Raw genomic sequence first — 25,081 nt, 5'->3', positions numbered from 1 at the left:
CTCCTCAACGGGGCGGGAAGAGCAGGAGCGTAAAGAACGCTTGTTTGCAGTCGGCACTCGACGCGGCCAAGTCTGCGATAGCCTGCCGAGCCGTGTTGCTGTGGTTGGCAACTTCTGTCGGAAGGATCAGGGCGGCAGGATCGTAATCGGCTAGAGTTCGTTGCTCGTATAAGGTGACTAAGCCCCGGCCAAAATCGCGGATGTGCTGATCCCAGCCGCCGGCAGGTTCGTACGGCCTCAGGTTCGACGGGAGGTTTGCCGAGCTTACAGTTCGGCTCCAGCCCGCCAGCCGCTTATGGTCGATCGACCGGTAGACGAGGTTGTAGAGAGGCGAGCCGCGGTTAGGCACGCCTGCGAACTGATCCGCAGCAGCTGTGAGGCCGGCATGGAACACGGCGTAGTAGAGCGTGGAGACTGCTCGGCGCAGATCTGTCGGCCGTGCCTGCGCTTCGCCCGGGAGTGGGATGGCGAGGCGGTCCGCCTGCTCAAGCAGGTGCGCTAAATCGAGCACGCTCCAGCTCCGGCTCGTCTTCAATATGGGCGAAGCTGACGATTGGCGTCCTGTCCTCTCCGATGCCCGGGAGTGCGTCCCGGATGTCCCCGCTGATCGCAATGAGCTGCTTGCCCGTGACCTCTGCGGCGCGCGACTTGGGGAAGACGACGACGATGCGGATTGCATCCTCACCTTCGGAGCCCTGCGTCCGCTGAAACCAAGTTCCAACGGGCATGTCGGGGCCGACGACTTTCCAGACGATGCCTTTGACGACCTTCGCCGACTCGCTGAACGGGCGTTCCATCAGCGCGCTCCTGCGGTTTTGCTAGCTCTCGATATCGGAGGATGGACGGCACGCCCCCGCAGCATTTGAAGAGCGGCGTATGGATCCTCGGAGCTGATCGCGCTCTCCAAATCCAGCAACGTGGGCATCAGTGCCTCACCTAAAGCGCCTCCGTCCTTTAGTTCCGCGGCCCGTGCCGCCGATGTCACGGCAAACAATGCGACCTGCATCGCGGCAGCCGCAGCCTCGCGTGTGCGTTCGGCCAAGTCCTCGTCTTGCTGGAACCGCCGCCGATCGAGCTGTTGCGTCTGCCGCTGGTAAGCAAGTTCTAGCTCGGCGTAACGATCTTGGATTTCGACGAGCAGGTCGTGCTGCTTGAGGAGGGAGCGTCCCTGTTCGGTGCCATCCGAGAGGGAGGCTTCGAGCCGCGACACGATCTCCGCGTTCATGGAGCGGTTGTTAGCTCGCGCGGCGTCAGCGATCCGGTCCCGCATGCCGTTAGGCAGGCGCAGCATGAACTTGTCGGAGTCCCGTCCCGTCGCCTCACTCGCCATGGACGCATGTCACCGTGACTTAATCGCTTGACAGCCATATGGCACCGTGACACCTTCAATTGGCAGTCACGGTGACTGCGGAGCAATAGCATGGAACGAGAGCACCGGGCTACGTTCCGGATGCCCGATGACGTCAGGATGTTTTTGGCTGATCAGGCGAGGCGCAATTGTACCTCGCAAAACGCCGAGTTCATCCGCGCGGTCCGTGAGCGGATGGAGCGCAAAATGAAAACGGCCCCCGAGAGCGCGGGAACGCTCACGAGGGCCTGACCACCCCAAGATCCTGTGGAGATCGAGAATGGCTTGTGGAGACCCTACCACGAGGCGCGCGATCCTGCGCGCCCTCACCACGCTTCCGCTTGTGGGCGGCGGTATTTCCCTCATCGGCATGCCGACCGCGGCGGCTGAGCCTGTTACGCGGGAGCTGCTCGACAGCTACGACGCGTGGCTCTTCTCCGAGCGGCAGTTCTTGAAGTGGGAGCGGTACCGGCGGACGCGAGCCGGCGAGCAGCCGCCCGGCCCGGTTTGCGCTTGGTACAATCCGGCGACCGATCGGATCAGCGATATCGTCCCGGCGGACAACGCAGGACATCGGTGGCACTACACTGACGACCGGCGCCTCATGCCGCAGCCCTCGTCCCGAGCCGCGATCGTGCTGAGCGCGGTCGGCTGCGACTGGAGGCAGTGACATGGCCGCGCCGAAGAAAGAGACCGCCGAGATCACCATCACCCCGCTCCGGCGGGGTGAGACTAGGCTCCGGATCATTGGGCAGACCCCGCTGTTTCAGAACCGCATGGCCAGCAAGGTGAAGCAGATCCTGCTCACCGGCGGCCGGAAGAAATCGAAGAGCGAGAGGGCCGAGATCAAGCATGACCCGCTCGTCGAGTACCGGGACAGCGCGGAGATCCTCAGCGGCGGCCCGACCGCACTTGGCCTTCGGGTCGTGGCGGTGAAGGCCGCAATGGCTACCGCCGCCTTGGAGACGCCCGGTCTGACTAAGACCTCGGCGCAGCGGCTACTGTTCATGCCGGGCGACCTCGTGCCGCTCTACGGTACGCCGCAGCTGCGCATGGACGTTGTCAGATCGGCGGATGTTAATAAGACGCCAGATATCAGGACACGGTGCTTCTTACCGCGATGGGGTGCTGAGATCACGGTACAGTACATCGTACCCCAACTTTCGGCTACATCAGTAGTTTCGCTGCTGTGCAACGCCGGCGTCCTCGTTGGGGTTGGTGATTTTCGACAAGAGAAGGGCAAGGGTGGCTTCGGTTCCTTCCGGGTGCTCGGCGAAGGCGACGACGATCCCGAATGGGACGACCTCGTCGCCAACCACGGGCGCGTAGCACAGGCGGCGGCGCTCGCCGATCCGGAGTATGCCGACACGGACACTGCCGACCTGATGGCCTTCTGGCAGGCGGAGACGCGGCGGAGGGCGGCATGAGTGGCTTCACCAAGGCGATCCGGCAGCGCATCGTCGAGGAGTTCGCCCGGCGCCACGGCGGGTCGTACAACGCGGCGGCCTTCGTCGAGGAGGTCCGCAAAGTCGGCCCCAAGCACCCGGCCTACGGGTGGTTCGAGTGGAACAGCAACCGCGCGGCGCTGCTCTATCAGATCGAGCAGGCCAGGGACTTCGCCCGCGACCTGAGGGTCACCTTCAGCGTGGTGGTCGTCAACAACGGCCGGCGCAGCGTCCAGGTGCGGGAGACCGCTCTGCCGCTGGTGCTCTCGCCGATGGACGGGCGTCAGACCGGCGGCGGCTACGTCCTGACTGACCCGGACGACCCGGCCCACCTCGCCGAGCATCGCCGGCAGGCCGCCACCGCTCTGCGTTCTTGGTGGAGCCGGTACCAGTCCGCCGCCGTTCAGGCAGGCTGCTCGACAGACACCGTTGAGGATATCATCTTGAAGCTGGAAGCTCCGTCCAACGCCACGGACGAAGCGGCCTGAGTTGCGTAGTGCGGAGCCGAATGTCTCCCGTTCGGCTGGCAAGGATCATGGCGTGGAGAGGCAGGCAAGGCGCGGCAAGGCCGGGTGAGGCATGGTCTGGCGACGCAAGGCAGGCATGGCCCGGTGTGGAACGGCATCGCAAGGTCTGGCGCGTCCAGGCAGGCGAGGCCCGGTACGGCGGGACGAGGCGAGGCGTGGCCTGTCAAGGCAGGCACGGCTTGGTCCGGCTCGGCGCGTCATGGCACGGCTAGTCACGGCCTGTCCCGGTGAGGCAGGCAAGGCTTGGTGAGGCCCGACAAGGCGAGGCCGGTCCTGGCAAGGCGGGGTCTGGTACCGCACGGCACCAAAGAAGGGCGCTCCCATCGGGGCGCCCTTCGCTTTTGAGGGGATCCGATGATCGGAAGTGGTCTGGCCGCCGCCGCGCGGGGTGCGATGCTCGCGATCTCGCGCGGCACCCTGACAAAGGCCGACGACTCGAAAAAGCTCCAGGAGACCGAGGTCCGGACCTTCTACGGCGAGCCGTTCACAGGCGTCGAAAACTGGCTCAACTACGGCTTCACGCATGTGCCCCTGCCGCCGGACGCGAAGGGCGCGGCCGAGGTCCTGGTAGCCTTCCTGGATGGCTCGCGATCCCACCCGGTCGTCATAGGCATTGCGGACCGCCGCAATCGGCCGAAGAACCTCAAACCGGGCGAAAGCTCGCACCACGATGATCAAAGGCAACACGTCCACCTGACCCGAGCGGGCGTGAACGTTACGGGCAAGAAAACGACGATCACGGCGGGCGATAAGCCTGCGACCCAATCTTTTGAACTCAACGAACAACTGAAAGGCTTGGCGGCTCGCGTCGCACAGGCCGAGAAGAACCTCCACGGCCTGTTCGACGTGACCTCGAAGCTGCGGGAGATCGCGCAGGCGCAGATCCCCGGTCTCGCCGCGTTGGCCCCGATCCTCAATCAGGATCCCTCCGGCCTGAAGGCCATGGAGGGGGCGATCGAGGCGAAGGCGAAAGCCTACCTGCAGGAGCAAGTTCAGCAGGCGCTGCAGCGGTTCCTCAACCCGAACCTCGCCGGGCTCGCGAGCCTCCTGTCCGGCAAGGTCGAGGGCCTGATCGCGGGACTGGAGCAACAGATCGCCGGCCTGATCGCCAACAACCCGGTCATCGCAGCGGTCGATGATCTGACCGACGAGCTGGCCGCGCTGAATGCCAGCGGCGGTCCGGAGGCGGCGATCGCTGCGAAGGCCGCCGAGCTGACGGATCAGATCCAGCAGCTGACCGGCGCAAACCCGGTGATCGGCCAGATCGCAAACCTGCGGTCGACGCTCCAGCAACTCGCCGACCAGGCCGGGCCGGCACTGAATTTTCTGGAGCCGCAGAAGCGGCTGGTGCAGGGCCAGACGAAGTCGATGCGCTTCGGCGGCCCGGGCTGATCCATTTACGAGGTAGCTATGGCCACCAGGGTCCTGCATCTCGCGTTCGAGGGTGACCTCGAACCGCTCACCAAACTCGTGCGCTCGGCCTCCATCGGCCTCGACGCCGACAAGGCGCCCCCGCCGCCGGAGCGGCTGATCGTCGTCGGCAAGACGCGCTCCTTCCACGGCTGCGTGTCCGCGCAGGTCGCCCCGTCACCCGAGCTGCTGCGCTGGCTCGCCGACGTGGTCGAAGCCAACCCGACCTTCGCATGACCGACATCCGGATTGCGCCGAAGGGCGCCGCCCCAGGCCAGCCCTTCCAGGCCGTAGACCTCGACCTGCTCCTCACCCCAGCCGGCCAGCTCGACACCTCGGACGAGCTCGCCACCGCGGTGACCATCGCGCTGATGACGGACGCGCTCGCCGGCCCGGACGACGAACTGCCGGACAGCAGAGACACCGACCGCCGCGGCTGGTGGGGCGATCTCGACGCCGAGGAGATCTGGGACGGCTGGCCCATCGGCTCGAAGCTGTGGCTCCGGTCCCGGACCACGATCACCGGCACGGCCGCCCGCAAAGGCTCGACCACGGTGCAGATCGAGGACGACATCCGCGAGGCGCTGCAGCCCTTCCTCGACCGGAAGATCGCGACCCGCCTCGACGTCACCGTGGTGCGCGCCGGCATCGAGCGGATCGCGGCCTCCATCGTGATGTACCGGGGCGACGAGCTGCTGCTTGCCCTGGAGTTCGCCGACCTCTGGCGCGGGATCGTCGTCTCCGCGCCGACCGGCTGATCGCCGGACCACCACCGCCACCGCCCGAGCCGTCCCGCTGGAAGCCGCCCACGCGGCGCGCCTGAGGCTGCCCCATGCCGTTCACCCTGCCGGACCTGCCGACCGTCCGGCGGAGCAATCGCGATAACCTGGCGGCCTTCCTGGAGGGCGCCGACGCGAGCGTCCCGAACAGCGCGCTGCGCGTGCTCTCGGATCAGAACGCCGGCGGCGCGTTCCTGAACCTGAAGTACCTCGCCTGGCTCGCCCGGAACTTCCTGCCGGACCTCGCGGAGAAGGGCTGGCTCGACCGCTGGGCGAACATCCTGTTCGGCGGGCGCAAGGCCGCGACCTTCGCCTCCGGCACGATCACCGTGACCGGCACGGCGGGCACGCTCTTGCCGGCCGGCTCGCCGCTCGCGACCTCGGATGGTATCGAGTACCAGACGGCGGCCGACGTCTACCTGTCCGCCACTGCGACGTCCGTGGCGGTCACCTGCCTGACCGCCGGCGCGATCGGCAACCGGGACGCAGGCGCGCTCCTGTCGATCACGGTCGCGGCCTCGAACGTCAACGCGCAGGCCGCCGTCGTCCTGATCGACGGCGGCGCCGACACCGAGGACGACGACGACCTGCGCGCCCGGATCCTCCTGCGGATCCGCAACCCGCCGATGGGCGGGTGCGCCACGGACTACGAGCAGTGGACCCTGTCCCTGCCGGGCGTCTCCCGCGTCTGGGTCGCGCCCATGGAGATGGGCATCGGCACGGTCACCGTGCGCTTCGCCTGCGATCAGCTCCGCGCGGCGAACGACGGCTTGCCGACGCTGGACGACTGCGCGCTGGCCAAGGCCTACCTCGACACGGTCCGACCGGTCACGGTCGCCGACCTGTTCGTGCTCGCCGCGATCCCGCAGGGGATTGCGCCGCGGATCCTGAACCTGTCGAGCGACACGCCGTCGAACCGCTTGGCGATTGAGACCGCGCTGCAGGCGCTGCTGCTCGATAAAGCCGCGCCCGGCCAGACGATATTCGCCTGTTGGATCTCGGAGGCGATCAGTGAGGCACTGCCGAACGCGACCTTCGATCTGACGACGGGGGACTTCGTCATGGCGAACGCCGGCTCGATCGCGTCGCTGCTGCCTCAGTACGGCGGTGGTCTGGCCTTCTCATGAGCGATGCCTTCATACGCCGCGATGGTGGCGACTACGCGCAGGCCTTCGCCAACCTCCTGCCCACCGGGGCGGCGTGGTCACGCGATCCCGCCTCGACGCTGATGCAGTTGATCCGCGGGCAGGCCGAGATTTGGGGCGCGGTGGTCGACCCGCGTGCGGCCGACCTCCTAGAGATCGAGACCGATCCGCGCTTCACCCTGGAGTTGCTCGGTGAGTGGGAGCGGGCCTACGGCCTGCCCGACCCGTGCGTGCCCGTGGTGCAGACCCTGCCCGAGCGCCGTCAGGCGCTCGCGCAGAAGATCGCCATGCAAGGCGGCCAGAGCCGGGCCTTCTTCATCGGGGTCGCGGCTGCGCTCGGCTATGCGATCACGATCACCGAGTACGTGCCGTTCCAGTTCGGGCTCTCGTCGTTCGGGGGCTCGCATGGTCGGTTCAACCCACCGGGCTTCCGGTACTGCTGGACGGTCCGCGTCGGCAACCGCCGCCTGACACGGTTCCAGTTCGGAGCCTCCTCGTTCGGGCGCGACCCCCTCCTCGACACCCGGCGCGCCGAGGACATCGAGTGCATTTTCGGGCGCATCAAGCCCGCGCACACGTTGTTATTTTTTAATTATGGCGCCCCTCAAGTGTCCCAAATCTACAAGCGCTTTAGCTTTGGAGGCTCGGAGTTCGGCAGGGACCCGTTACTTAAAATCTCATCATCGTAAATTGGCGATATGGCGCGGCCGTGCCTCCATCTATGGCCGTTCCATTTGTTGGCCTTCCGTAAGTTGTCGGATTTCCACTTAGCCTCAAGATTGTTGAGCGCAAAGCAGGCAATCAACAACAGCTCGGCGGTCGCAAATTTATCCGGGCTGAATGAGGAGATGGGCCGAACATGATCAACGTGCCAGCATGGATCGCCTTTTCCATAGTTATCCCACGACATGCCGTCCTTAAACGTGTTCTCGATATGCGCGATGAAAATTTCGCGACAGTACCCCAGAATTTCGAACGTCGGTTTACGCTGCTTGCTGCCGTTCAGAGCGTTCCATAGTCGAGTTCGCACAGAAGCGATCAATCGAAGGTGAGGATTATCTTCGCGGTTCCTACGAGCCCACTGCCGTAGATACTCGGGATTGTTTTTGATCCAATTTTGATTGGCAGCCTTCATTTTAGCTGGATATCTCGCTCTCCAGCGGCGGCAGTATACTTTGGTCCTCTCGACGTTCTCGGCACGCCAAGCCTTTGTTGCGTTTTGAGACGCCGGGCTTTTCCGTTGAAGCTCGCGTTTGGCTCGTATGGCTTCAGGATCGCGCGCTCGCCATGCGGCTGACGAAGCGCGATTGCAGGCCTTGCACCAACGGTTGAGGCCATCGGGTGTCGAGGCCTGAATTCCAAAATCAGCGAGCGGCCTATGCTCTCTGCATTTTAGGCAAAGCTTCATGTGTAGGCTTTGTTCATGAGCCGAATGCACGTCTAAGCTTAGATCAGCCGTCGATATCTTCCTAGGCCTCAATTCAGTGGCTACCCGCTCCTGCGCCTGATCGCGTCCTGACGCGACCCATCCTGCTCTGACCCGGCCGCACGCGCGGCCCTCACCCGGCTCACCGGAGGCCTCGCCGTGCGCAAGCACTACCCGCTCAACAGCAACGGCGCCGAGGATGCCGGGCAGCTGCCCTGGACCGACGGCGTGCCTTCGACAGGCGCGCAAGGCTCCTACCCAGGGCACGCCATCGTCACGGATGTCGAGGCCGAGATCCTCGCGGCGGTCGACGCTGCGGGGCTGACGCGCAACGGCGCAGACCTGACGCAAGTGGTCCAGGCGATCAGTCGCGGGGTCTTCCTGGGGACGTTCACCGGCTCGGCCAACGCTCTGGCGGCAACGATCCCGAACTCCGTCGTCCTGCCCGGGCTCCTGCAGGGCATGCGGTTCGCTGGTGTCGTCACCTCAGCCAACACAGGCGGCGTCACCGTTGCTCTGACCGGGTTCAACCCGGCGATCGGCGTCCTCTCGCTCCTACGCCGCGACGGGACGGCGATGCAGGGCGGTGATCTGCCGCTCAACGCCCCCTTCGACTTTCGCTACGACGGCTCCGCCTTCCGTCTCGTCGGCCCGGCGGCCTCCGAGCTGTCCGCGACCAGCACGACCGCGATCACCCAGACCCCGGTCGGCAAGGGCGAGTTCGCCAACAAGGTCGCGGGCTCCTACACCTTCATCGTGCCGTCCGTGGCGGCGGGCGACGACTACGACGTCTATTGGTTGTTCGGGGAGGCCGTCGGCGGCGGCGGCGGAGCGACGGGCGGCAACACCAACGCCGTGACCGCTGGCGCCGGTGGCGGAGCCGGCGGTACGGCGCGCGGGTGGTTTGCCGTCACCCCCGGGCAGGCCATCCCCTACGTGGTCGGCGCCCCTGGCGCAGGCGCGGCCTACCAAGGACAGGGTGGGAACGGCGGCACATCCTCGATCTCGACCCTGATGCAGGCGACCGGCGGCGGGGGTGCCGGCTCGCCGGCCGGCTGTGCCGGCGGCCCGGGTGGCGTCGGGTCCGGAGGCCAGGAGCAGCTCGTGGGCGGCGCCGGCAACGACGGCAACCTCTACACGGCGAACTCCCCCGGCGGCCTCGGCGGCTCGTCGAGCCTGGGCGGCGGCGGACGAACCGCGACCGGCTACGCGGCGAGCGTGTCCGACGGTCAAGCGCCGGGCTCGGGTGGTGGCGGCATCTACGCGACCGGCAGCAATTCGACCGGCGGTCAGGGCGGCAACGGCAAGGCCGGCCAAGTCTCGTTCAAATGGTGAGCACGATGAAGATCTGGGCACATCATCCCGGCGGCACCGTCCGCGAGATCATCGAACTGCCCGACGGTCTCGCCCCGGGCAAAGACATCTTCCTCCCGAGCTTCGCGGCCGATCTCACCGACGTGACCGCGCTGTCCCCGCAGCCGACGGTCGGCTGGACCACTGCGGACAGCGGCAAGACCTTCGCCGCTCCAGCCGTGCCCGCCGTCGACCTCACCGCCTACGCCAAGGCGAAGCGAGACGCGACTGAGGCGGGCGGCATCACGGTGAACGGCGTCGCGATCGCGTCCGACATCGACAGCCAGAACCGGGTCAACAATGCCTACAACGGCATGGTGGTCTCCGGCGTGGCCTCCATTCCGTTCAAGTCGGCCTCAGGGTTCGTGACGCTGACCCTCGACCAGTTGAAGGCGATCGGCACGGCGTTGTTCAACCACACCCAGGCCTGCTTCGCCGCCGAGGACCAGGTGGACGCCGCGCTCGCAGCGAGTCCGCCGACCGTCGCCACGACGGCGCAGGTCGATGCGATCTTCGCCGCGGTGAAATCGGCTTACTGATCCCCGGCCGCCGACCCTCGATTGCGCGGCGCCGTCAGCGGGCGCCGCCGTATCCGCCGCCGGAAGGTTCCCCGCATGACCGCCATCCTACAGCTGCCTCTCCTCCAGGTCGCGTTCGAGACGGCGACCAACGAGGACTGGCGCGATGGCCTCGTCTTCGCCACCGCGGGCGAGGTGGTCGGCTATGCGGCGCCGAGCAACACCGGCAACGGCACGCTCGGCGATCTCGCCACCCAGCCCGGCGCCTACATCGGCGATTACAGCGTCGCCCTGACCGGCCCGACGACGTTTCGGGTCTCGGATCCGGACGGCTACCTGCTCGGGTCCGGCCTGCTCGGCGTCCCCTTCACCCGTTCGGGGCTGAGCTTCACGCTTCTGGCCGGGGCCGCCGCCTTCGTGGCCGGCGACCAACTCATCGCCTCCGTCCTTCCGACGCCGATCGACATCACCGGCTTGAGCTTCCGTATGATGGTCAAGGAGAGCTTGTCCCGGGCCACCATCGACCTCGACGCCTCGACCGCCAATGGCATGCTGGTCAACGGGGGCACCACCGGCGTCCTCGGTCTCGCCGTGCCCCAGTCTTCGATGCTCAAGATGCCGCCCGGCGGGCTCGTCTGCGATATCCTGGCCTCGGGCGACGGCGTCGACCGGCGGTGCGTGACCGGACCGATCAACCACGTCCAGGGCGTCACGCTCCCGGCTCTCTGAGGGCGCTATGACCGAGATGCGCTCGCTCGTGCGTCCGGCTTTGAGGCCGACGCAGGTTCCCATTCAGCAGATCGCCGCCATTCCGGCGCCGCTCGCCGCGCCGGCCCCGGTGCCGATGATCGAACGGCCCGCGCGGATCCAGCCCGGCGGCCTGATCGCCGGGCCGCCGGGCCACGACGGCGCGCCCGGAGCGGCGGGCGCCCCCGGCGCTCAAGGTCCGGCCGGAGCCAAGGGCGATCCGGGGCCGATCGGCCCCCAGGGCCCCCAGGGCCAGCAGGGGCCGCCCGGTGACATCGCCGCCTCGGTCGACGGAGGGTTTTTCTGATGGCCGCCACGATCAAGATCAAACGCCGCACCTCCGGCGTCGCCGGGTCGCCGTCGAGCCTCGCCTCGGGTGAAGTGGCCTACAACGAGGCGTCCGGCGACCTGAACCTGTATTACGGCGCCGGGGACAACGGCTCGGGACAGGCGACCAGCATCTCCGCCATCGCCGGGTTCGGGTCGGCGTTCCAGGCGAAGGTGTCGGCGTTTCGCCTCGACCAGTTCGCGGCCGCGACGGCCCCGATCTCCGGGGTCGATCCGACCCAGCCGGCCCACCTCGCGACCAAGAACTACGTCGACGGCGCGATCCAGGGTCTCAGTCCCAAGGCGAGCGTCCAATACGCGACCGCCGGCGCCGCGCTATCGAGCTACACCGCCTCGAACGGTGTGCTCACCGCGTCCGCCAACGGGGCGCTGACCGTCGACGGAGGCTCGCCGTCGGCCGGTCAGAGCGTGCTGGTCAAGGATGAGGGCAATCAGGCCAACAACGGCATCTACACCGTCACCAACGCCGGCTCGTCCAGCTCGGCCTGGGTGCTGACCCGGCGCGGGGATTTCAACGTCTGGTCGGAGGTGCCGGGCGCCTTCACCTTCGTGGAGCTGGGCTCGGCCAACGCCAACTCGGGTTGGCTCTCATCGTCTGCGCTCAGCGGTTCGATCAATTCGACCGCGATCACCTTCGTGCAGTTCTCATCGGCGGGTGTGCTGACGCCCGGCAACGGCCTGACGAAGGCCGGCAGCGTCATCTCGGTGTTGGCCGATACGGGCATCGCCGTCTCATCGTCGGGCGTGCGGATCTCGGCGAGCTACGCGGGCCAGACCTCGATCACCACCCTCGGCACCGTCACCGCGGGAAGCTGGAACGGCACGGCCATCGCCCCGGGTTACGGTGGCACGGGCCTCACGGCCGCGGTGTCGGGCCTGCTCAAGGGCAACGGCTCGACCTACGCCCCCGCGGTCCCGGGCACGGATTACCTCACCCCGACCTCCCTGATCGACGGAGGGACTTTCTGATGGCGATCACCGCGATCAGCGTCCTGCGCCGCGACCCTGCGCTCGCCAACGCCTCGGGCCTCATCGCCGGCGCTACGGGTCCGAGCGGCGCGCCAGGGGCGCCCGGCATTCAGGGCCAGGCCGGACAGCCGGGGCAGGCCGGCTCCCCAGGGCCCACCGGCCGCGGCGTCAGCAGCGTCACGGTCGACGGCAGCAGCCACCTCATCGTGTCCTACACCGACGGATCGAGTTCGGATGCCGGTCCGGTGACGGTCGCGACCACCGCGGGCGTCGACGGCGGAACATTCTAGCCGGCCCCGGCGCGGCCTCACGGCCCCTCCACCCCCCATAGGTAGCTCCGCTGCGTGAGCGCTCGGCCGTCCTCGGTCGGCGCGCATCCGCGGCGTCTTGCGCGAGATCCCATGCCCAACGCGATCCAGCTCAAGCGATCCAGCACGGCTGGCAACGCGCCCGCCGCCCTCGCCGATGGTGAGGTTGCCGTCCAGCAGGCCGACGGGATCTTGTTCTGGCGGACCGCTGCGGCCACCGTGCGCCAGATGCTCTTCCCGAAGCGCACCGCCGTCTCGGACGCCGCCTATCTGGTCTCGGCCTCCGATACCTACGTGGGTGTGTCCGCGCTGACCCAGGCGCGCGTGCTGACGCTGCCCGCGGCATCCGCCTACCCGGTGGGCCACACGCTCGTCATCGCCGACGAGGCCGGCGCGTGCTCGACGAGCTTGACGGTCACCCTCGCCCCCGCCGGTTCGGATAAGATCAACGGCGCCGCGAGCGTCGTGTTGAGCGTGCCGTGGTTCGCCGTGGTGTTGCGGGTCGATGGCGCCTCCCGCTGGGTCGCGGCCGGACGCGGCATCGCCCTCGCGGCCGACGCCAGCGCCGCGACGGTCATCCCGAGCAACGTCGGCTCCCCCCAGACGCTCGCCTCCGCGGTCGCCGGTGCCGCGCTCGCCGCGCAGATCGACGCCGACGGCCTATCGACGATGGCGCAGGCCAGCCAGTTCAGCATCCGCACGGCGCTGGGCGTCCCCGAGGACCCGGACTTCGTGAAGCGCTACGGCGCCAAGGGCGACGGCAACAAGGACAATTTGGCCGCCTGGAACAACGCGATGGCGGAGCTGGGGGGAACGTCATTCCTCCAGAAGACGCTGCGCGTGCCCTCGGGCGTGTTCGCCGCCTCCAATACTTTGAACTGGACGTTGACCAAGGCGGCGCTGCGCGGATGCGGGCGCAACACGATCTTCCTCGGCGGAAGCGCCACCGCCGACGTCATGGCGATCGCCAACGGGTCGGGTGAAGCCAACCAGATCCTGTTCGAGGATTTCCTGATCGACGCGGCCGTCAAGCAGACGACGAGCGGCGCCGCGACGGCCGGCCCGGCGGGTCTGCGCGCGACCAAACTGACGCGCTCGGCGATCCGCAACGTGATCTTCGCGGGCCAAGACCGCGCCCAGGTGAATAACTTTCTCTACAACGGGCTCGTCATCAATCAGTGCGACCAAGTCTGGTTGCGCGACCCTGAAATCTGCGCTCAGGCCGACGGGCTTCTCGCCTACGGCCCATCGGCGCTCGGCGGCGGCCCGCAGGCGAACCTGTTCGTCCATACGCCCCGCATCCTACTGTGCGGCGCCAATGGCGTTCACATCGCCGGCGGCCTCGGCGGCACGACGATCATCGGTGGCGACGTCGCGAGCAACAACCTCAACCTGCTGGTCGACAACGCCCTCTGCCCCAGCAATTCCAGCCGTGAGATCTATATCCACGGGACGTATTTCGATGCGGCCACGCAAGAGAACATAAAAATCAACGACCCGGGCCTTCAGGTCCTGGTGATGACCGGCGGTTGGGCGTGCAGCTCGGTCAACTCCGTCAACATCAACGTGGCCGCGATGAACGGCTTCTTCGCGTTCTTCGGGATGTGCAAGGGCGCCAAGAGCCACGGCATCCAGATCGGAACGGCCACCATCGGCTACGTCATCGGCGGTGCGATCCAGAATAACGGCGGATATGGCGTCTACACGGCGACCAACATCACGCCGAATTACCCGGCATGCCGGATCGATCCCGGCACGATCATGGGCGGCAATACGTCCGGGAACAGCAATCTGGTTCCTCTTGGGTTCGTGACCTCGCCCGGCGCGGGCGCGATCGCCCTGCAGGCGCAGGGCCCCTCCGGCACGGATCTGTGGATGGATCTGAGCCCGACGGGCGGCAGGTTCGCGCTGAACGGCTCGACTGCGTTCCGCGCGGCCTCCGGGGTGACACAGCCGCCTGGAGGAGCCGCAGCGGCCCCCACCCAGACCGACGGATACCTTCGCATCTATCTGCCCACTCTGGGCGTGGAGGCGCTCGTGCCGGTCATCTTCGCGCGCAACTGACGTGCCCGCCGCGCCCGCCTCAGACCCCGGCGTCCTTGAACGTCTCGACGTAGGCCTGCTCGGCCGCCTTCTCCGCCTCGCTGCCCGTCGGTGCGTTCGGATCCGGCTTCACCGGATCCTGAGCCTCCGGCGGCTTCGGCAACGGGACGTCCAGCCCGTCCAGTTCCTCGACCCGCTCCGTCCCGCTCATTCCGGCCTCCCGTGCGCCGTCCTGGCGCGCTCGGGCGGTCAATGACGGGGCGGGTCGACGCGTTCCGCTTGCGCGCCCGCGCCCACGAGGTCCGGTCCCATGCCCCGCTTCTACGTCTTCCCCGATCAGGCGAGCGCGCAGGCGTGCGTCGCTGGCGTCGATGCGCGTGAGGAGATCTGACGATGGCCCTCCCTACCTCCGTGCCCGAGACCGCCGAGAGTGCGTACCTGCGCGTCGTGGCAATTGCTGCCAGCGCCAAGTCGAACCTCTCAGGCGTCGCCAACCTGCTCGGGCCGAACCCGCCCAGCCCGATCACGATGGACAACCTGATCGGCCTGTATCAGGCGCTCAACGCAAGCCAAGCGGTCGGCCTGTCGATCCAGGGTGTGGGCGGGCTGTCGGACTACGCCAAGGACAAGCTCGGCGCGGACTACGACATCAACGCGCAGTTCATGGCCTCGATCATCGCGTGCAAGACCGTGACGGATTGGCTGCTCGCTAACATGCCCGGTGACGGTAAGGGCGGGTACACCGGCTGGCAGCACAGGGCGGATGGCACGATCGGCGACGTCACGCTCAATCCCGCCACCCTCGCCCCTCTCGCCTCACTGATCACGGCGGCACTCGCCACGTTCGCTTGAGGCGCGGGTAATGGCGACGCGTCCTTGGCTGCCGACCGATCTTGGGTCCGCTCTCGTTGCATGGTGGGACGCGAGTGATCTGCCTGCCGGCAATGTTGCGCAGTGGACGGCCAAGGGCTCATCGGGCCTCATCGCATCGCAGGCGACGTCGTCCGCCCAGCCTACCCTCGTAAGCTCTAGCCGGAATGGGAAACCTGCTGTCGTCTTCTACGGCTCCAGTCAGTTTCTCAGTTTCAGCCCTTCGGTGCTACCGACTGGCGATCTGACTTCAGCGGTCGCCGCATACATGAATGCTGGAGTTGCGGCTACGGACTGGCGTCGCGTTTTCGGCTACGGCACGGGCGACGACAGCAACTCAATCCAATTCATCCGTCGCGGCACAACGACGAAGGTCGGGGAGTTTTCGGTCGGCGACAGTACGGTCGACTGGACAGATGTAGACCGGTTCGTCGAAGTAACGAAGGCCGGCACTGTCGGGACGCTGTACGTCGATACGGTCAACGCAAAAACAGGCACGTTCGCCAGCGCGTTGTCGGGTACGTCGGGCTATATCGGCCGCGGCGTTCAGTATGCGGACAACTGGCCCGGTAGCGTTCAGCAGATCACCATCTTCAATCGGGCGCTGTCCGCGTCCGAGCTACAAACTCTGGAGGGATGGGAGAGCTGGTACGACGGCAAGGCCGGCGCAAACCTCCCCGCCAACCACCCCTACAAGGCCGCCGCCCCGACCGTCACGACGGGAGGGACGGTCTACACCTCCAGCATCGCGCTTGGGGCGAGCCCGGGTCAGTCGACCGCAGCGCTGCTTTCCGGCGTGAGTGCGGCGGCGTTGGCGGTGGCGACCGGAGCTGCGGTGACCGGTGCGGCCTCCTGCGCCGTGCCGGTGCCGTTCGCCGCGGTCGCGGGCCTCGCCGGCGCGCCGAGCGTCACGGCGAGCGCGGCGACTGCGCTCGCTGAGATCGCGGGCCTCACGGGCGCCGGACAGGGCGCGGTCGCGTCCTCCCTGACGCTGGCGGCGCTCGCGGCTCAGACCGCGTCTGGCGGGCTCTCGGCGTCCGCGGCGCTCGCGCTCGCGCAGGCTGCCGGTTTGTCCGGGGCCGGTGCGCTCACTGCGGCTCAGGCCGCCGCGCTCGCGATGGCGCTCGGCACGGTCACGAGCACGGGCGGGGGTACTGCCTACGCCTCCGCCATGGCGCTCGCCGCCTCGGCGGTGGCTGCCACCGCCGGGCAGAGCGTGGCCGCCGGTACGGTGAGCCTCGCAGCCGTCCCCGCAGCATTGAGCACCGCGCAGGCGGTTGCACAGGCGCCGCTGGGGCTCGCCCAGGCGCTGGCCCAGTCGTCCAGCAGCTCGGCAATCCTGGCGGCCGCCGCGGCGCTGGCCGAGGCCGTCGGATCGTCCACGAGCCTGGGCGGCGCGCAGGCTTATGCCGCGGCGGTCACGCTCGCGGGGCAATCGCTCGCCGCAGCGTCGGGGGCGGGTGTGGCCGCGGCCGCTCTCACCCTGCCGGCAGCCGCGGGCCAGTCCGGCGCCGCCTCCGGCCTCTACGCCGGCACGGTCGCCCTGGCGCAGGTCGACGCGCTCGCCACCCAGTCGCAGGCTTTGCTGATCGCCGCCGCGGCGCTCGGCGAGGCCCTGGGCACGGGCGCGGGCACCGGCGGGGCGCAGGCCTACGCGGCGGCGATCACGCTGACCGCGCAGGCGCTGGCCGCCACGGTCGGGGCCGGGCAGGCGGGCGCATCCGCCCCGCTCTCCACCGCGACCGGCTTCTCCGGGGCCGCGGCCGGTCTCTACGCCGGCGCCCTGGCGTTGACGCAGGCCGAGGGTGCGAGCGCGCAGGCGCAGGCCGTGGCGGTCGCCGCGGCGGCGCTTCGCGAGGCGTTCACTGCGGGCTCTGGGGTCGGCGGGCAGTCCTTCGCCGCAGCGGTCGCGCTCGCGGCGTCGGCCCTGCAGGCAGCCGCCGCGCAGAGTGGGCAGGCCGCCCTGGCGGTCCTCGCAGCTTCGGCCGGCGCGCAGGCGTCCGGCTCGCTCGGCGCGAACGCGGCGGTCGCTCTGGCCGGGGCGGCGGGCCACAGCGCCGATGCGGTCATGAATGCCGTGGCCGGGACCACCTTCCAGGCCCAGACCCGGGTGCTGGCGAACGGCGGCCTGATCGTTACGGGCACGCTGAACCTGCCCGTGGATCCGGCCTTCGCGGCCGCAGCGACGAGCGTCTCCGGGCCGAGCCTCGCCTTCACGGCGCACCTCGACCAAGCCGCGGCGGCCACGATCAGCGGCGCGGCCGCGGCACAACTCGCGGCGCAGGCCGCGCTCACCGCCGCCTTCCAGGTCGGCGACCCCTACGCGGGCGCCCCGCAGCTCCGGGGCGTCCGGACCGTCACCCTCACCCTCCAAGGCCGGCGCATGGGGACGCGCACCCTCGCCGGCACGATGCGGCTCACGTTCGGGCCGCGGGCTTCCTAGCGCTCTCAAGGACACGAACATGCAGGGACGTTTGGGCGCCGGCCTCGCGGCCGTGGGCGGAGCGATCGCGCGCGCACTGCTCGGCGGCGCGGTGATGCCGCGCACCTTCCACACCCTCCAGTGCATCGGCCCGGACGGGCAGGTGAAGTGGGAGGAGACGATCGAGAACCTGACCGTCAACACCGGTCTGGCCGACATGCTCTCCAAGTACTGGAAGGGCTCGGCCTATACCGCCGGCTTCTACGTCGGCCTGAAGGGCTCGGGCACGATCGCGGCCGCCGACACCATGGCGAGCCACGCCGGCTGGACCGAGGTTCAGGGCTACAGCCAGGCCGCTCGCCCCGCACTCACCTTCGGCGCGGTGTCGGGCACGACCACGGCTTCGGTCGACAATTCCGCAGCGCCCGCCGCCTTCGGCATCAATGCGACTGTGACGGTGGCCGGTGCCTTCATCACCACCGACAGCACCAAGGGCGGAACCGCAGGCACGCTGATCGGCGCCTCCGACTTCGCGACACCGCGCTCGATGCAGAACCTCGACACGCTCAACGTCACGACGTCGATGAGCAACACGAGCGGCTGACCGCGCCCGCCTGCCGCCCTCGTCCGCCCCCGTAAACCTTGATCGGAGACGCGCGCCATGAAGGCCGTCCGCTTCACCATGACCGTCGAGCATCGCTTCATCCACGACAAGGACGAAGCGGTCACTCCGCACAACGATGTGGCCACGACCTCCGCGCGCGAAGTCGCTCGCGCCGAGATCCCCGAGACCGACCTCGTCGGTGCGGTGTGGAAGGTGCCTGAGGGCGCCGAGATGAGCGTGCCGGACAAGTGCGCCGCCAAGCTGATCGCGCTGGGCTATGCCGAGCTGCTGGCCGACGCGCCCGTCGCTCCCGCCGCGGCGGCCTGACCATGGCGACCGCCGTCCCGACGAACGGACCGGCGCTCGACCAGCGGATCGTCGTCCTCCAGGACGCGCCGGCGATCTACACCGTGCCGATCGCCGACCCGGACGGCACGCGGCCCGACCTGACGGGCGCGACCGCGGCCTGGTGGGTCGGACCAATGCCCGCCGGTCGACCGCTCGGCCCGCAGTTCGGGATCGCCGACGTCCTGGGCGCCTTCACCAAGGCACTTGACGTCGTGCCCGACCCAGCGACGCCCGGCGCGTTCATGGCCGTGCTGCCGATCGACCCGCAGGACCTCGCCGGCTTCCCGCCGACCGGGCTCTATCAGCACGAGATCTGGGTCACTGAGGTCGGCAAGCCGGCCTCGCCGGTGACCTTCGGGCCTCTCGTGATCCGCGGCACGGTCAAGGGCCAGGCTGCCTAACGGCTCGACGACGCTCAGCCAGTCTGGGTGTAGGCCCACTCGATGCCGCAGCCGACCTCGTACAGGGCGCCGATTGCTACGGCGCCCAGCATCGCGACGTTCGTGACCGCGCCCACGGCGATCATGCCGATCGCGATCCGGCCGCTCTGCGCCTGCCACTGACAAACCACGCACGCCAACATCGTCGCCTCCGGTCACGTCCACCGGAACGCGCCGAACGCTGATCGGATCGTTGCGCCACCGCGGTCGTCCCCGCTTTCCACTTCTCTCGTGTCGGAGCCCACCATGACCTGCTTGCGCTGTGCCAGGCTCGGGGCGTCCGGCCTCGCGCCGTTCCAAAGGCCGCTCGAACCTGCCAGCGCGCCCCCCGGCTTCGGCCAGATCGCCCGCTCGCTTCAGGTCGTCGTCTCCGCATGACAGTTCAACGCGTCAGCGGTCCGCCAACGGTTGATTGTTCAGTTCGCAGCCCACGCAGACGTAGGACTTCCACGGTTTCTCGACATAGCGGGATATCTCGCGGAGACGCGGCTTCTCCCCCGTGTGCGGCCTTATGCGAAGCATCGGCAGTTTGGTGGGGCCTGTGCTCTTCGGTGCATTCTGATCGGGTTCAATGTGAGCGAACAGCGCCGCATTCTCTTCCGCAGCCACCGCGACGCTGCTTACCGCGAGCAGGAGCGTCGCGTAGCCAGTTGTTGCCGCCACTACTGTCCGAATGAACATCTGCCATCTCTTTTTGAGCGGATGCTTTGGTGTAAACCGCTTACGAACAAGGGTCGATGTTGCCGACTACGCGGACAAGGTTAGGCGTGAGACGATCCGGGCACACAAATACAGTTCTCGCCGTCGACCAAGCCTAATCTATAGCGACAGGACCCTAGTGCCGAAGAAACGACAAGGTCGTATGCATCGCGGCCGGGCATCTGTCGACGATGAGGTGACCTCTACCGCCCGTCTCACAACACCGGACATTTAACTTCCGCGAATTCGGAGATAGACCATGCTCCTGCAGCGCCTCGCGCTGCGGGCGGCCTGCGCATGCGCGCTGCTGCTCGCCCCCGCCTCCGCCCAGGCCCGGGAAGGGATCGCCTCGACCTATGGTCGGGAGATCTTCCGCATCAACCCGGGCGGCCGGACGGCCAACGGCGAGCTGTTCAAGCCTATGGGCCGCACGGCGGCGATCTGGGACGTCCCGTTCAACACCCGTCTGCGAGTGACGCATCTGGCCACCGGCCGGAGCATCGTGGTTCGGGTGAACGATCGCGGCCCGCATCGGCGGCTCGGCCGGCTGATTGACCTGTCGACGGGGTCGTGCCGGGCGCTCGGCGCCTGCGGCCTCGCCCGGGTGCGCGTCGAGGTCGTGTCGTCCGGCCACCGTGTGGCGGACGCGGATTGATGCGGCGTCAGCTCCTGGCGGCGATCGTCGCCATTGTCTGCCTCCCGCCGGCGGCCGGACCCTGCGCAGCGCGCGATCGGCCGCATCTCCCGCCCCGGCCGAGCGCGGCGAGCCTGCTGGCGGCGGCACCGATCGCGCCAAACGGCACGCTCATCCGCGATGGCGAGCGCCTGCGCACGCTGGAGCTCGATGAGCTCGCGCCGCTGCGCCTGCGCCTCTCGATCCCCTTCTAAACCCTGGTGGCCGCCATGACCGACTGGAAGCGGATCCTCCCCGCCGTCGCGCCGCATGCGCGGGCCGACATCGTGGCGGCGTTCGTCGCAGCCGACGACCGGATCGCGGCGGCCGAGATCACCACGCCGCTGCGCATCGCCCACTTCGTCGCTCAGATCGCCACGGAGTCCGGCGGGATGACCCGCCTGGAGGAAAGCCTGTTCTACACGGCCGAGCGGCTGTGCCAGGTCTGGCCGAAGCGGTTCCCGACGCTGGCCTCGGCCAAGCCGTACGCGGGCAATCCGAAGGCGCTGGCCGAGAAGGTCTACGGCGGCCGGATGGGCAATGTGCAGCCGGGCGACGGCTGGCGCTACCGCGGCGGCGGCCTGCTGCAGAACACCGGCCGGGCGAACTATCGCGCGGCCGGCTTCGAGGCGGATCCCGACCGCCTGCGCACGCCGGCTGGCGCGATCTCAGCCGCGCTGACCTTCTGGACCGACAACGATTGCAACGCGCTGGCCGACGCGGATGACATCGAGGCCCTGCGCCGGCGCGTGAACGGCGGCGCGATCGGGCTCTCCGAGTGCAAGGCCTACCTCGCCAAGGCGAAGGCCGCGCTTCGGGTGATCCCGGCCCAGGCGAAGCTGAAGGCGCTGCGCTACCCCGTCGGCAAGGTCGACGGCGATCACGGCGACCGCACCACCGGCGCCGTGCAGCTGCTGCAGAAGAAGGCGGGGCTCCCCGTCACGGGCGAGCTCGACGACGACACGCTCGCCGCCCTCGACACCGCCGAACCGCTGGCGGTGCCGGCCAAGGATGCGAACCTCGCCCAGAGCCGGACGGTCCAGGGTGGCGCGATCGCGGCGGGCGGCGCCTCGTTCGTCACGGTCAGCGACATCGTCGGCCTCAAGGATCAGATCGACGACGCCAACGGGCACATCCAGGCCGGGACCGTCTTCGGCGTGGTGGTCGGCGTCCTGATCATCGCCGGCGCCCTCTACGGCCTCTACGCGCGCTGGGATGATGCCGGCCGGCCCATGCCGGACGCCCTGGCGCGCCGCTTCCCCCGTCTCACCGGAGCGCGCGCCTGATGTTCGACTTCTCCTGGACCGGCATCCTCATGGCGTTTGCGCCATTGCTCTGGGCCGCGATCTCCCCGGTGACGCTGAAGATCCTCGGCGCCGCCTTCGCCATCCTGGTGATCGGGCGGATCGTCCTGCCCGCACGCCTGCGCATCGTCGCCCTCACGGCCGCCGCCGGCGTCGCGGCCTTCGCCTTCTGCTGGCAGGTCGCGGTGACCGACGGCGCCCGCCGCATGCTCGTGCGCGACCACGCCGTGGCGATCCGGGCCGAGCGCGAGCGGGCCGACCTCGCCGAGGCGCTAACCCGCGATCTCGCCGAACAGGCCACCCGGGACCTCGCGACCGAGCAGGCCGACCACGCCAAACTGAAGGACCTCACCGATGCGCTCGCCCGTGATCCGCGCCGCGATGGCGCTTGCGTTCCTCACGACCTGGCTCGGCGGCTGCGCCAGCTTTAGGGACGAGCCCCCCGCGATCGATCCGGCGGCACCGACCGAGATCCGGGTGACGCTGCCGGCGCCGCCCGAGGGCATCAAGGCCTGTGTCCGTGCGAGCTTCCCCGATATTCCGGATCGATCCCTGACCCGGGGCGACGTCGTTCGCATCATCGGCCGGGCCAAGGTGCTGGATCGCGAGAAGGCCCGGTGCAGCGATCGGGCGCTGGCCTGGATCGCGGCTGTTCGGCGCGACTTCGCCAAGCCCTGATCCACCGCCCAAGCCCGTGAAAATTTCACGGGCTTCCCGGCCGGCCACCGGGCCCGCTTGCCTCTCATCCACCGAACACAAGCCGGCTTGTCTCTCACGAGAGGCCGGTTCGCTTAACGCAACGCGCGACCGGAACGGCCGGCGCGCCCCTCTCAGGCCTTGGGGGCCCACCATGCCCGATACCGGATCGGACGGCCGGAGCTCCTCGATGGAGGTCGCGTTCGCGCGCTTCGAGGGCTCGGTCAGCACCGAGATCAAGAACCTCGCCCACGACGTGAAGAACCTCGTGGCTTCGCTCGCCGCGTACGCCACTACGCGCGACCTCGCGGCGGCCGAGAGCCGGATCGAGAAGTTGGAGAAGGGCCAGACCTGGCTCATCCGCACGATCGCGGGGGCGCTCATCACCGCCTCGGTCTCCGGCGTCGGCGGCCTCGTATGGTGGATCGCCAAGGCGGCCCACCCATGAGCGGCGCCGAGTTCCGAACCTACAAGGTCGCCCTAGCCGCGTGCGCCTTCGCGTGGGCACTGCTGCTCGCCTTCCTTGCGGGGCCTCTCGTTGTGGCCACCGCGTTCCCGGTGCGCGTCGACCTGCGCGCTGATCACATCGAGCGTACCCGCGAACGCCTGTGCTGGGACGCGTCCGGGATCAAGGTCCGCGAGGGCTCGTCCGACGATCTCGACGTCTTCCTCTACGCGGGCGGGATCGCCGGACGCATGGTCGTGGCGGTCTACGGCGAGGCGGACGGCATCCCGTGGCGCAGGGTCGGCGCGAGCATGATCGGGCCATTCCGCAAGCGCTACTGCGTGGACCTCGACACTATCCCGGCCTCCGCACCAGTGCGGCTGGAGATGACTGTCTACTACCACGAAGCCTTCGGCTTGCTGCGCGTGCCGCAGCGCATGCCCGACGTGAGCGCACCCGGCCTATAGCCGCCGCTTCACCCTCTGCTTCACACTGCCCCTGGCGCCCTCGGCTTTGGCCGGGGGCGCTTTTTGCGTTTCTACGACTGGAACCGCCGTGCGGCAGGTGCGTCTACCCAACATCCCAAGTGCAAGACCCATCTCAGCCCCGGCAGCCACGCGCTGACCGGGGCTTTTCTTTGCCCAGCGATGCCCGTAAACCGAACTCGGTCATGGACTCCCCCGAGCTCACGACCCAACCTTCAGCCCCGCCGGCTCAGCCGCGCGGGGCTTTTTCGTGCACGCGTCATCGAAAACTGGCTCGACGATCATAATGAGCGTATCGCTATCAGCCTATGACATTTAGTACCTAGATTTTGCAATCGTCGTTGCAATCGTTACCGACTTCAGACTACTGAGGAAATTCATGACATGAATTGGATCCTTTGAGTAAGGAAGCGTTATGTCTGAATGCTGCTTTTGCTATACAACCGACAAGTATTATTTTCTGCCTACTTTACTTAGTGCGGTTCAGGCTCGCAAGAACATTTCCAGTGGCAAAGCAGATGTGCTGATTATTGGATTCGATTTCCACAGCAATGAAAAAAGCATTCTGCAGCAAATAGCGGCCCAATACGATGTGATGGTCCAGTTTCTCGAAAAAGGTGAAATCAATAATCTGCCAATTTTTATGGCTAGACATTTTCTTGATGCAATACTCGATAGACGCTATACGAACGTCATTCACATAGACGGCGACACTCAGATCTATGCTAACGTAGATCCTTTGATTGAGGCGCCTCTACCTTCGGGCAGGATCTTTGCTGCACCTGATCCAATGGCGCTTCTTTACGGAGAGTCGGATAGATTATCGAGAAAGACGACAGCGTATCTTCAGTCGATCGGATTGAACGCGACGTCTGCCGCACGCTATGTGAATTCTGGGATATTCCGTGTCGCAAGATCTGATCTCAAAACTCTTGATCACGAAATTCAAAAATTATGCGCCAAGAATTTAGCGCATTATACATTTACCGAGCAGGATGCAATGAATATCGCATTCGGGGATCAAATAAATTTGATATCTATGAAATGGAATTACCCCGCATTTTTTGCAAATTTTAAATATAGCGCCCTAAAAGGCGAACATATCAAACATTTCATGTCGAATCCGAGGCCCTGGCACGGGCCCTTTATGCCTTGGGGTAAGGCTGGCTACGGTCCTTATGTTGATATGATCAGTGCCCATCCTCAGCTAAGGAATTTTTATCGACCAATGCCGAAGCGAACGGTCTTGCGCTATACTGCGCAGCAGTATGTAAAAAAATTTATTGAGTTTAGAGTTTGGCAAACGCAAGAAATAGCCAATAAAATTGGCGAATTCGAAAAGTATGCTGCTGTTTAGCATAATTTCTTGGGCATCAAGGATTGGGCAGCCCGCGACGAAGTATGGCCGAGCCGGGTTGCGTATCGGCTCGGCTTACACGCTGGTGAGATCGGACGCTCCCCCGCCTTGTAAGAGGACGGCGACAAGGTTGAGCCTCAGTTGTCGCCAAGCGTCGTCGAGGAAGGTCCATACCGCTTCTCGAGTTCGGCACAGCCAGCGTCAGTGATTTGGTACTCGACGCCGTCAAAGGCTGGATCCAATCGGCCAGTGGTCGCGACCAGTCCGAGTTTCTCCATCCGTCGCATGTAGACTGAGGCTCGGTAGAAGCGCGGCCCCAGCGCTGAGAGGGTTTGCAGGCGGGCGAGGCTGCCGGGGGCGAGCTTGTGCATC

The 25,081-nt window shown here is 67.2% G+C and carries 35 protein-coding genes; 29 read left to right on the top strand and 6 right to left on the bottom strand.

Annotated elements, in window-relative coordinates:
* Positions 1-4: 4 nt before the first annotated feature.
* The 3 genes from OXS27_RS09065 to OXS27_RS09055 are packed head-to-tail and all read right to left on the bottom strand — an operon-like array spanning position 5 to position 1,330.
* Positions 5-511, bottom strand: coding sequence for a hypothetical protein (locus tag OXS27_RS09065; RefSeq protein ID WP_267355613.1), 507 nt, complete (start codon positions 509-511; stop codon positions 5-7).
* Complete coding sequence (locus OXS27_RS09060) at positions 486-797, bottom strand: hypothetical protein (RefSeq protein WP_267355611.1); 312 nt, start codon at positions 795-797, stop codon at positions 486-488. Before OXS27_RS09060 ends, OXS27_RS09065 begins: the two co-directional genes overlap by 26 nt.
* Entirely contained in the window at positions 797-1,330 is a 534-nt protein-coding gene (locus OXS27_RS09055) for an Arc family DNA-binding protein (RefSeq protein WP_267355609.1), read from the bottom strand. The genes OXS27_RS09060 and OXS27_RS09055 overlap by 1 nt, the downstream gene beginning before the upstream one ends.
* A gap of 298 nt (positions 1,331-1,628) precedes the next feature.
* On the opposite strand from OXS27_RS09055, the gene OXS27_RS09050 reads away from it, so the two are divergent.
* The 15 genes from OXS27_RS09050 (at position 1,629) to OXS27_RS08980 (ending at position 14,387) form a co-directional block, all read left to right on the top strand.
* Positions 1,629-2,018: a hypothetical protein gene (locus OXS27_RS09050; protein ID WP_267355607.1), complete on the top strand. Its 390-nt coding sequence runs from the start codon at positions 1,629-1,631 to the stop codon at positions 2,016-2,018.
* Position 2,019: 1 nt separating this feature from the next.
* The gene (locus tag OXS27_RS09045) at positions 2,020-2,775 is read left to right on the top strand and encodes a hypothetical protein (RefSeq protein WP_267355605.1); all 756 of its coding nucleotides are present in this window, start codon (positions 2,020-2,022) and stop codon (positions 2,773-2,775) included.
* Entirely contained in the window at positions 2,772-3,281 is a 510-nt protein-coding gene (locus OXS27_RS09040; protein WP_267355603.1) for a hypothetical protein, read from the top strand. The genes OXS27_RS09045 and OXS27_RS09040 overlap by 4 nt, the downstream gene beginning before the upstream one ends.
* Before the next feature lie 393 nt (positions 3,282-3,674).
* The gene (locus OXS27_RS09035; protein WP_267355601.1) at positions 3,675-4,712 is read left to right on the top strand and encodes a phage baseplate assembly protein; all 1,038 of its coding nucleotides are present in this window, start codon (positions 3,675-3,677) and stop codon (positions 4,710-4,712) included.
* Positions 4,713-4,730: 18 nt separating this feature from the next.
* Positions 4,731-4,967: a hypothetical protein gene (locus OXS27_RS09030; RefSeq protein ID WP_267355599.1), complete on the top strand. Its 237-nt coding sequence runs from the start codon at positions 4,731-4,733 to the stop codon at positions 4,965-4,967.
* Positions 4,964-5,488, top strand: coding sequence for a phage GP46 family protein (locus tag OXS27_RS09025; RefSeq protein WP_267355597.1), 525 nt, complete (start codon positions 4,964-4,966; stop codon positions 5,486-5,488). The genes OXS27_RS09030 and OXS27_RS09025 overlap by 4 nt, the downstream gene beginning before the upstream one ends.
* 74 nt (positions 5,489-5,562) lie before the next feature.
* On the top strand, positions 5,563-6,636 hold the full coding sequence (locus tag OXS27_RS09020) for a baseplate J/gp47 family protein (RefSeq protein WP_267355595.1): 1,074 nt from the start codon (positions 5,563-5,565) through the stop codon (positions 6,634-6,636).
* A complete protein-coding gene (locus OXS27_RS09015; RefSeq protein ID WP_267355593.1) occupies positions 6,633-7,343 on the top strand; it encodes a putative phage tail protein in 711 nt (236 codons plus the stop codon). The genes OXS27_RS09020 and OXS27_RS09015 overlap by 4 nt, the downstream gene beginning before the upstream one ends.
* A gap of 896 nt (positions 7,344-8,239) precedes the next feature.
* Positions 8,240-9,415, top strand: a complete 1,176-nt coding sequence (locus OXS27_RS09010) for a glycine-rich domain-containing protein (protein ID WP_267355591.1) — start codon at positions 8,240-8,242, stop codon at positions 9,413-9,415.
* A gap of 5 nt (positions 9,416-9,420) precedes the next feature.
* Positions 9,421-9,972: a DUF4376 domain-containing protein gene (locus OXS27_RS09005; RefSeq protein WP_267355589.1), complete on the top strand. Its 552-nt coding sequence runs from the start codon at positions 9,421-9,423 to the stop codon at positions 9,970-9,972.
* A gap of 75 nt (positions 9,973-10,047) precedes the next feature.
* A complete protein-coding gene (locus OXS27_RS09000) occupies positions 10,048-10,680 on the top strand; it encodes a hypothetical protein (protein ID WP_267355587.1) in 633 nt (210 codons plus the stop codon).
* Between the two features lie 7 nt (positions 10,681-10,687).
* Positions 10,688-11,005, top strand: coding sequence for a hypothetical protein (locus OXS27_RS08995; protein WP_267355585.1), 318 nt, complete (start codon positions 10,688-10,690; stop codon positions 11,003-11,005).
* On the top strand, positions 11,005-12,015 hold the full coding sequence (locus tag OXS27_RS08990) for a hypothetical protein (protein ID WP_267355583.1): 1,011 nt from the start codon (positions 11,005-11,007) through the stop codon (positions 12,013-12,015). The genes OXS27_RS08995 and OXS27_RS08990 overlap by 1 nt, the downstream gene beginning before the upstream one ends.
* Complete coding sequence (locus OXS27_RS08985; RefSeq protein ID WP_267355581.1) at positions 12,015-12,305, top strand: hypothetical protein; 291 nt, start codon at positions 12,015-12,017, stop codon at positions 12,303-12,305. The genes OXS27_RS08990 and OXS27_RS08985 overlap by 1 nt, the downstream gene beginning before the upstream one ends.
* Before the next feature lie 111 nt (positions 12,306-12,416).
* A complete protein-coding gene (locus tag OXS27_RS08980) occupies positions 12,417-14,387 on the top strand; it encodes a hypothetical protein (protein ID WP_267355579.1) in 1,971 nt (656 codons plus the stop codon).
* Positions 14,388-14,406: 19 nt separating this feature from the next.
* On the opposite strand, the gene OXS27_RS08975 is transcribed toward OXS27_RS08980, so the two are convergent.
* Positions 14,407-14,577, bottom strand: a complete 171-nt coding sequence (locus OXS27_RS08975) for a hypothetical protein (RefSeq protein WP_267355577.1) — start codon at positions 14,575-14,577, stop codon at positions 14,407-14,409.
* A 182-nt stretch (positions 14,578-14,759) separates the two neighbouring features.
* On the opposite strand from OXS27_RS08975, the gene OXS27_RS08970 reads away from it, so the two are divergent.
* Genes OXS27_RS08970 through OXS27_RS08950 form a run of 5 tightly spaced genes read left to right on the top strand, consistent with a single transcriptional unit; the run spans position 14,760 to position 19,011 of the window.
* The gene (locus OXS27_RS08970; protein ID WP_267355575.1) at positions 14,760-15,218 is read left to right on the top strand and encodes a hypothetical protein; all 459 of its coding nucleotides are present in this window, start codon (positions 14,760-14,762) and stop codon (positions 15,216-15,218) included.
* 10 nt (positions 15,219-15,228) lie between these two features.
* Positions 15,229-17,679 carry a LamG domain-containing protein gene (locus tag OXS27_RS08965; protein WP_267355573.1) on the top strand — a complete coding sequence of 817 codons (2,451 nt, stop codon included), beginning with the start codon at positions 15,229-15,231 and terminating at the stop codon, positions 17,677-17,679.
* 19 nt (positions 17,680-17,698) lie between these two features.
* On the top strand, positions 17,699-18,262 hold the full coding sequence (locus OXS27_RS08960; protein WP_267355571.1) for a hypothetical protein: 564 nt from the start codon (positions 17,699-17,701) through the stop codon (positions 18,260-18,262).
* Between the two features lie 57 nt (positions 18,263-18,319).
* The gene (locus OXS27_RS08955) at positions 18,320-18,589 is read left to right on the top strand and encodes a hypothetical protein (protein WP_267355569.1); all 270 of its coding nucleotides are present in this window, start codon (positions 18,320-18,322) and stop codon (positions 18,587-18,589) included.
* Positions 18,590-18,591: 2 nt separating this feature from the next.
* Positions 18,592-19,011 (top strand): hypothetical protein, encoded by a 420-nt coding sequence (locus OXS27_RS08950; protein WP_267355567.1) that lies wholly within the window; start codon positions 18,592-18,594, stop codon positions 19,009-19,011.
* A 14-nt stretch (positions 19,012-19,025) separates the two neighbouring features.
* Here the strand turns inward: OXS27_RS08950 and OXS27_RS08945 are convergent, their stop codons facing one another.
* Positions 19,026-19,193 carry a hypothetical protein gene (locus OXS27_RS08945; protein WP_267355565.1) on the bottom strand — a complete coding sequence of 56 codons (168 nt, stop codon included), beginning with the start codon at positions 19,191-19,193 and terminating at the stop codon, positions 19,026-19,028.
* A 103-nt stretch (positions 19,194-19,296) separates the two neighbouring features.
* On the opposite strand from OXS27_RS08945, the gene OXS27_RS08940 reads away from it, so the two are divergent.
* Complete coding sequence (locus OXS27_RS08940) at positions 19,297-19,428, top strand: hypothetical protein (RefSeq protein ID WP_267355563.1); 132 nt, start codon at positions 19,297-19,299, stop codon at positions 19,426-19,428.
* A 12-nt stretch (positions 19,429-19,440) separates the two neighbouring features.
* Here the strand turns inward: OXS27_RS08940 and OXS27_RS08935 are convergent, their stop codons facing one another.
* Positions 19,441-19,731, bottom strand: a complete 291-nt coding sequence (locus tag OXS27_RS08935; protein ID WP_267355561.1) for a hypothetical protein — start codon at positions 19,729-19,731, stop codon at positions 19,441-19,443.
* A 277-nt stretch (positions 19,732-20,008) separates the two neighbouring features.
* Between OXS27_RS08935 and OXS27_RS08930 the strand changes: the two genes are divergently transcribed.
* The 8 genes from OXS27_RS08930 (at position 20,009) to OXS27_RS08895 (ending at position 24,709) form a co-directional block, all read left to right on the top strand.
* Positions 20,009-20,404 carry a septal ring lytic transglycosylase RlpA family protein gene (locus OXS27_RS08930; RefSeq protein WP_267355560.1) on the top strand — a complete coding sequence of 132 codons (396 nt, stop codon included), beginning with the start codon at positions 20,009-20,011 and terminating at the stop codon, positions 20,402-20,404.
* On the top strand, positions 20,404-20,637 hold the full coding sequence (locus OXS27_RS08925) for a hypothetical protein (protein WP_267355558.1): 234 nt from the start codon (positions 20,404-20,406) through the stop codon (positions 20,635-20,637). The genes OXS27_RS08930 and OXS27_RS08925 overlap by 1 nt, the downstream gene beginning before the upstream one ends.
* A gap of 15 nt (positions 20,638-20,652) precedes the next feature.
* Positions 20,653-21,708: a peptidoglycan-binding protein gene (locus OXS27_RS08920; RefSeq protein WP_267355556.1), complete on the top strand. Its 1,056-nt coding sequence runs from the start codon at positions 20,653-20,655 to the stop codon at positions 21,706-21,708.
* Positions 21,708-22,157, top strand: coding sequence for a hypothetical protein (locus tag OXS27_RS08915; protein WP_267355554.1), 450 nt, complete (start codon positions 21,708-21,710; stop codon positions 22,155-22,157). Before OXS27_RS08920 ends, OXS27_RS08915 begins: the two co-directional genes overlap by 1 nt.
* The gene (locus OXS27_RS08910) at positions 22,108-22,404 is read left to right on the top strand and encodes a hypothetical protein (protein WP_267355552.1); all 297 of its coding nucleotides are present in this window, start codon (positions 22,108-22,110) and stop codon (positions 22,402-22,404) included. Before OXS27_RS08915 ends, OXS27_RS08910 begins: the two co-directional genes overlap by 50 nt.
* A gap of 208 nt (positions 22,405-22,612) precedes the next feature.
* On the top strand, positions 22,613-22,870 hold the full coding sequence (locus OXS27_RS08905; RefSeq protein ID WP_267355550.1) for a hypothetical protein: 258 nt from the start codon (positions 22,613-22,615) through the stop codon (positions 22,868-22,870).
* Positions 22,867-23,334 carry a hypothetical protein gene (locus OXS27_RS08900; protein ID WP_267355548.1) on the top strand — a complete coding sequence of 156 codons (468 nt, stop codon included), beginning with the start codon at positions 22,867-22,869 and terminating at the stop codon, positions 23,332-23,334. The genes OXS27_RS08905 and OXS27_RS08900 overlap by 4 nt, the downstream gene beginning before the upstream one ends.
* Before the next feature lie 433 nt (positions 23,335-23,767).
* Positions 23,768-24,709, top strand: a complete 942-nt coding sequence (locus OXS27_RS08895; RefSeq protein WP_267355546.1) for a glycosyltransferase — start codon at positions 23,768-23,770, stop codon at positions 24,707-24,709.
* Positions 24,710-25,081: the final 372 nt, after the last annotated feature.

Source organism: Methylobacterium sp. GC_Met_3, assembly GCF_026540775.1.
Taxonomy (GTDB): domain Bacteria; phylum Pseudomonadota; class Alphaproteobacteria; order Rhizobiales; family Beijerinckiaceae; genus Methylobacterium.
This window is presented reverse-complemented; position numbering and strand designations above follow the sequence as displayed.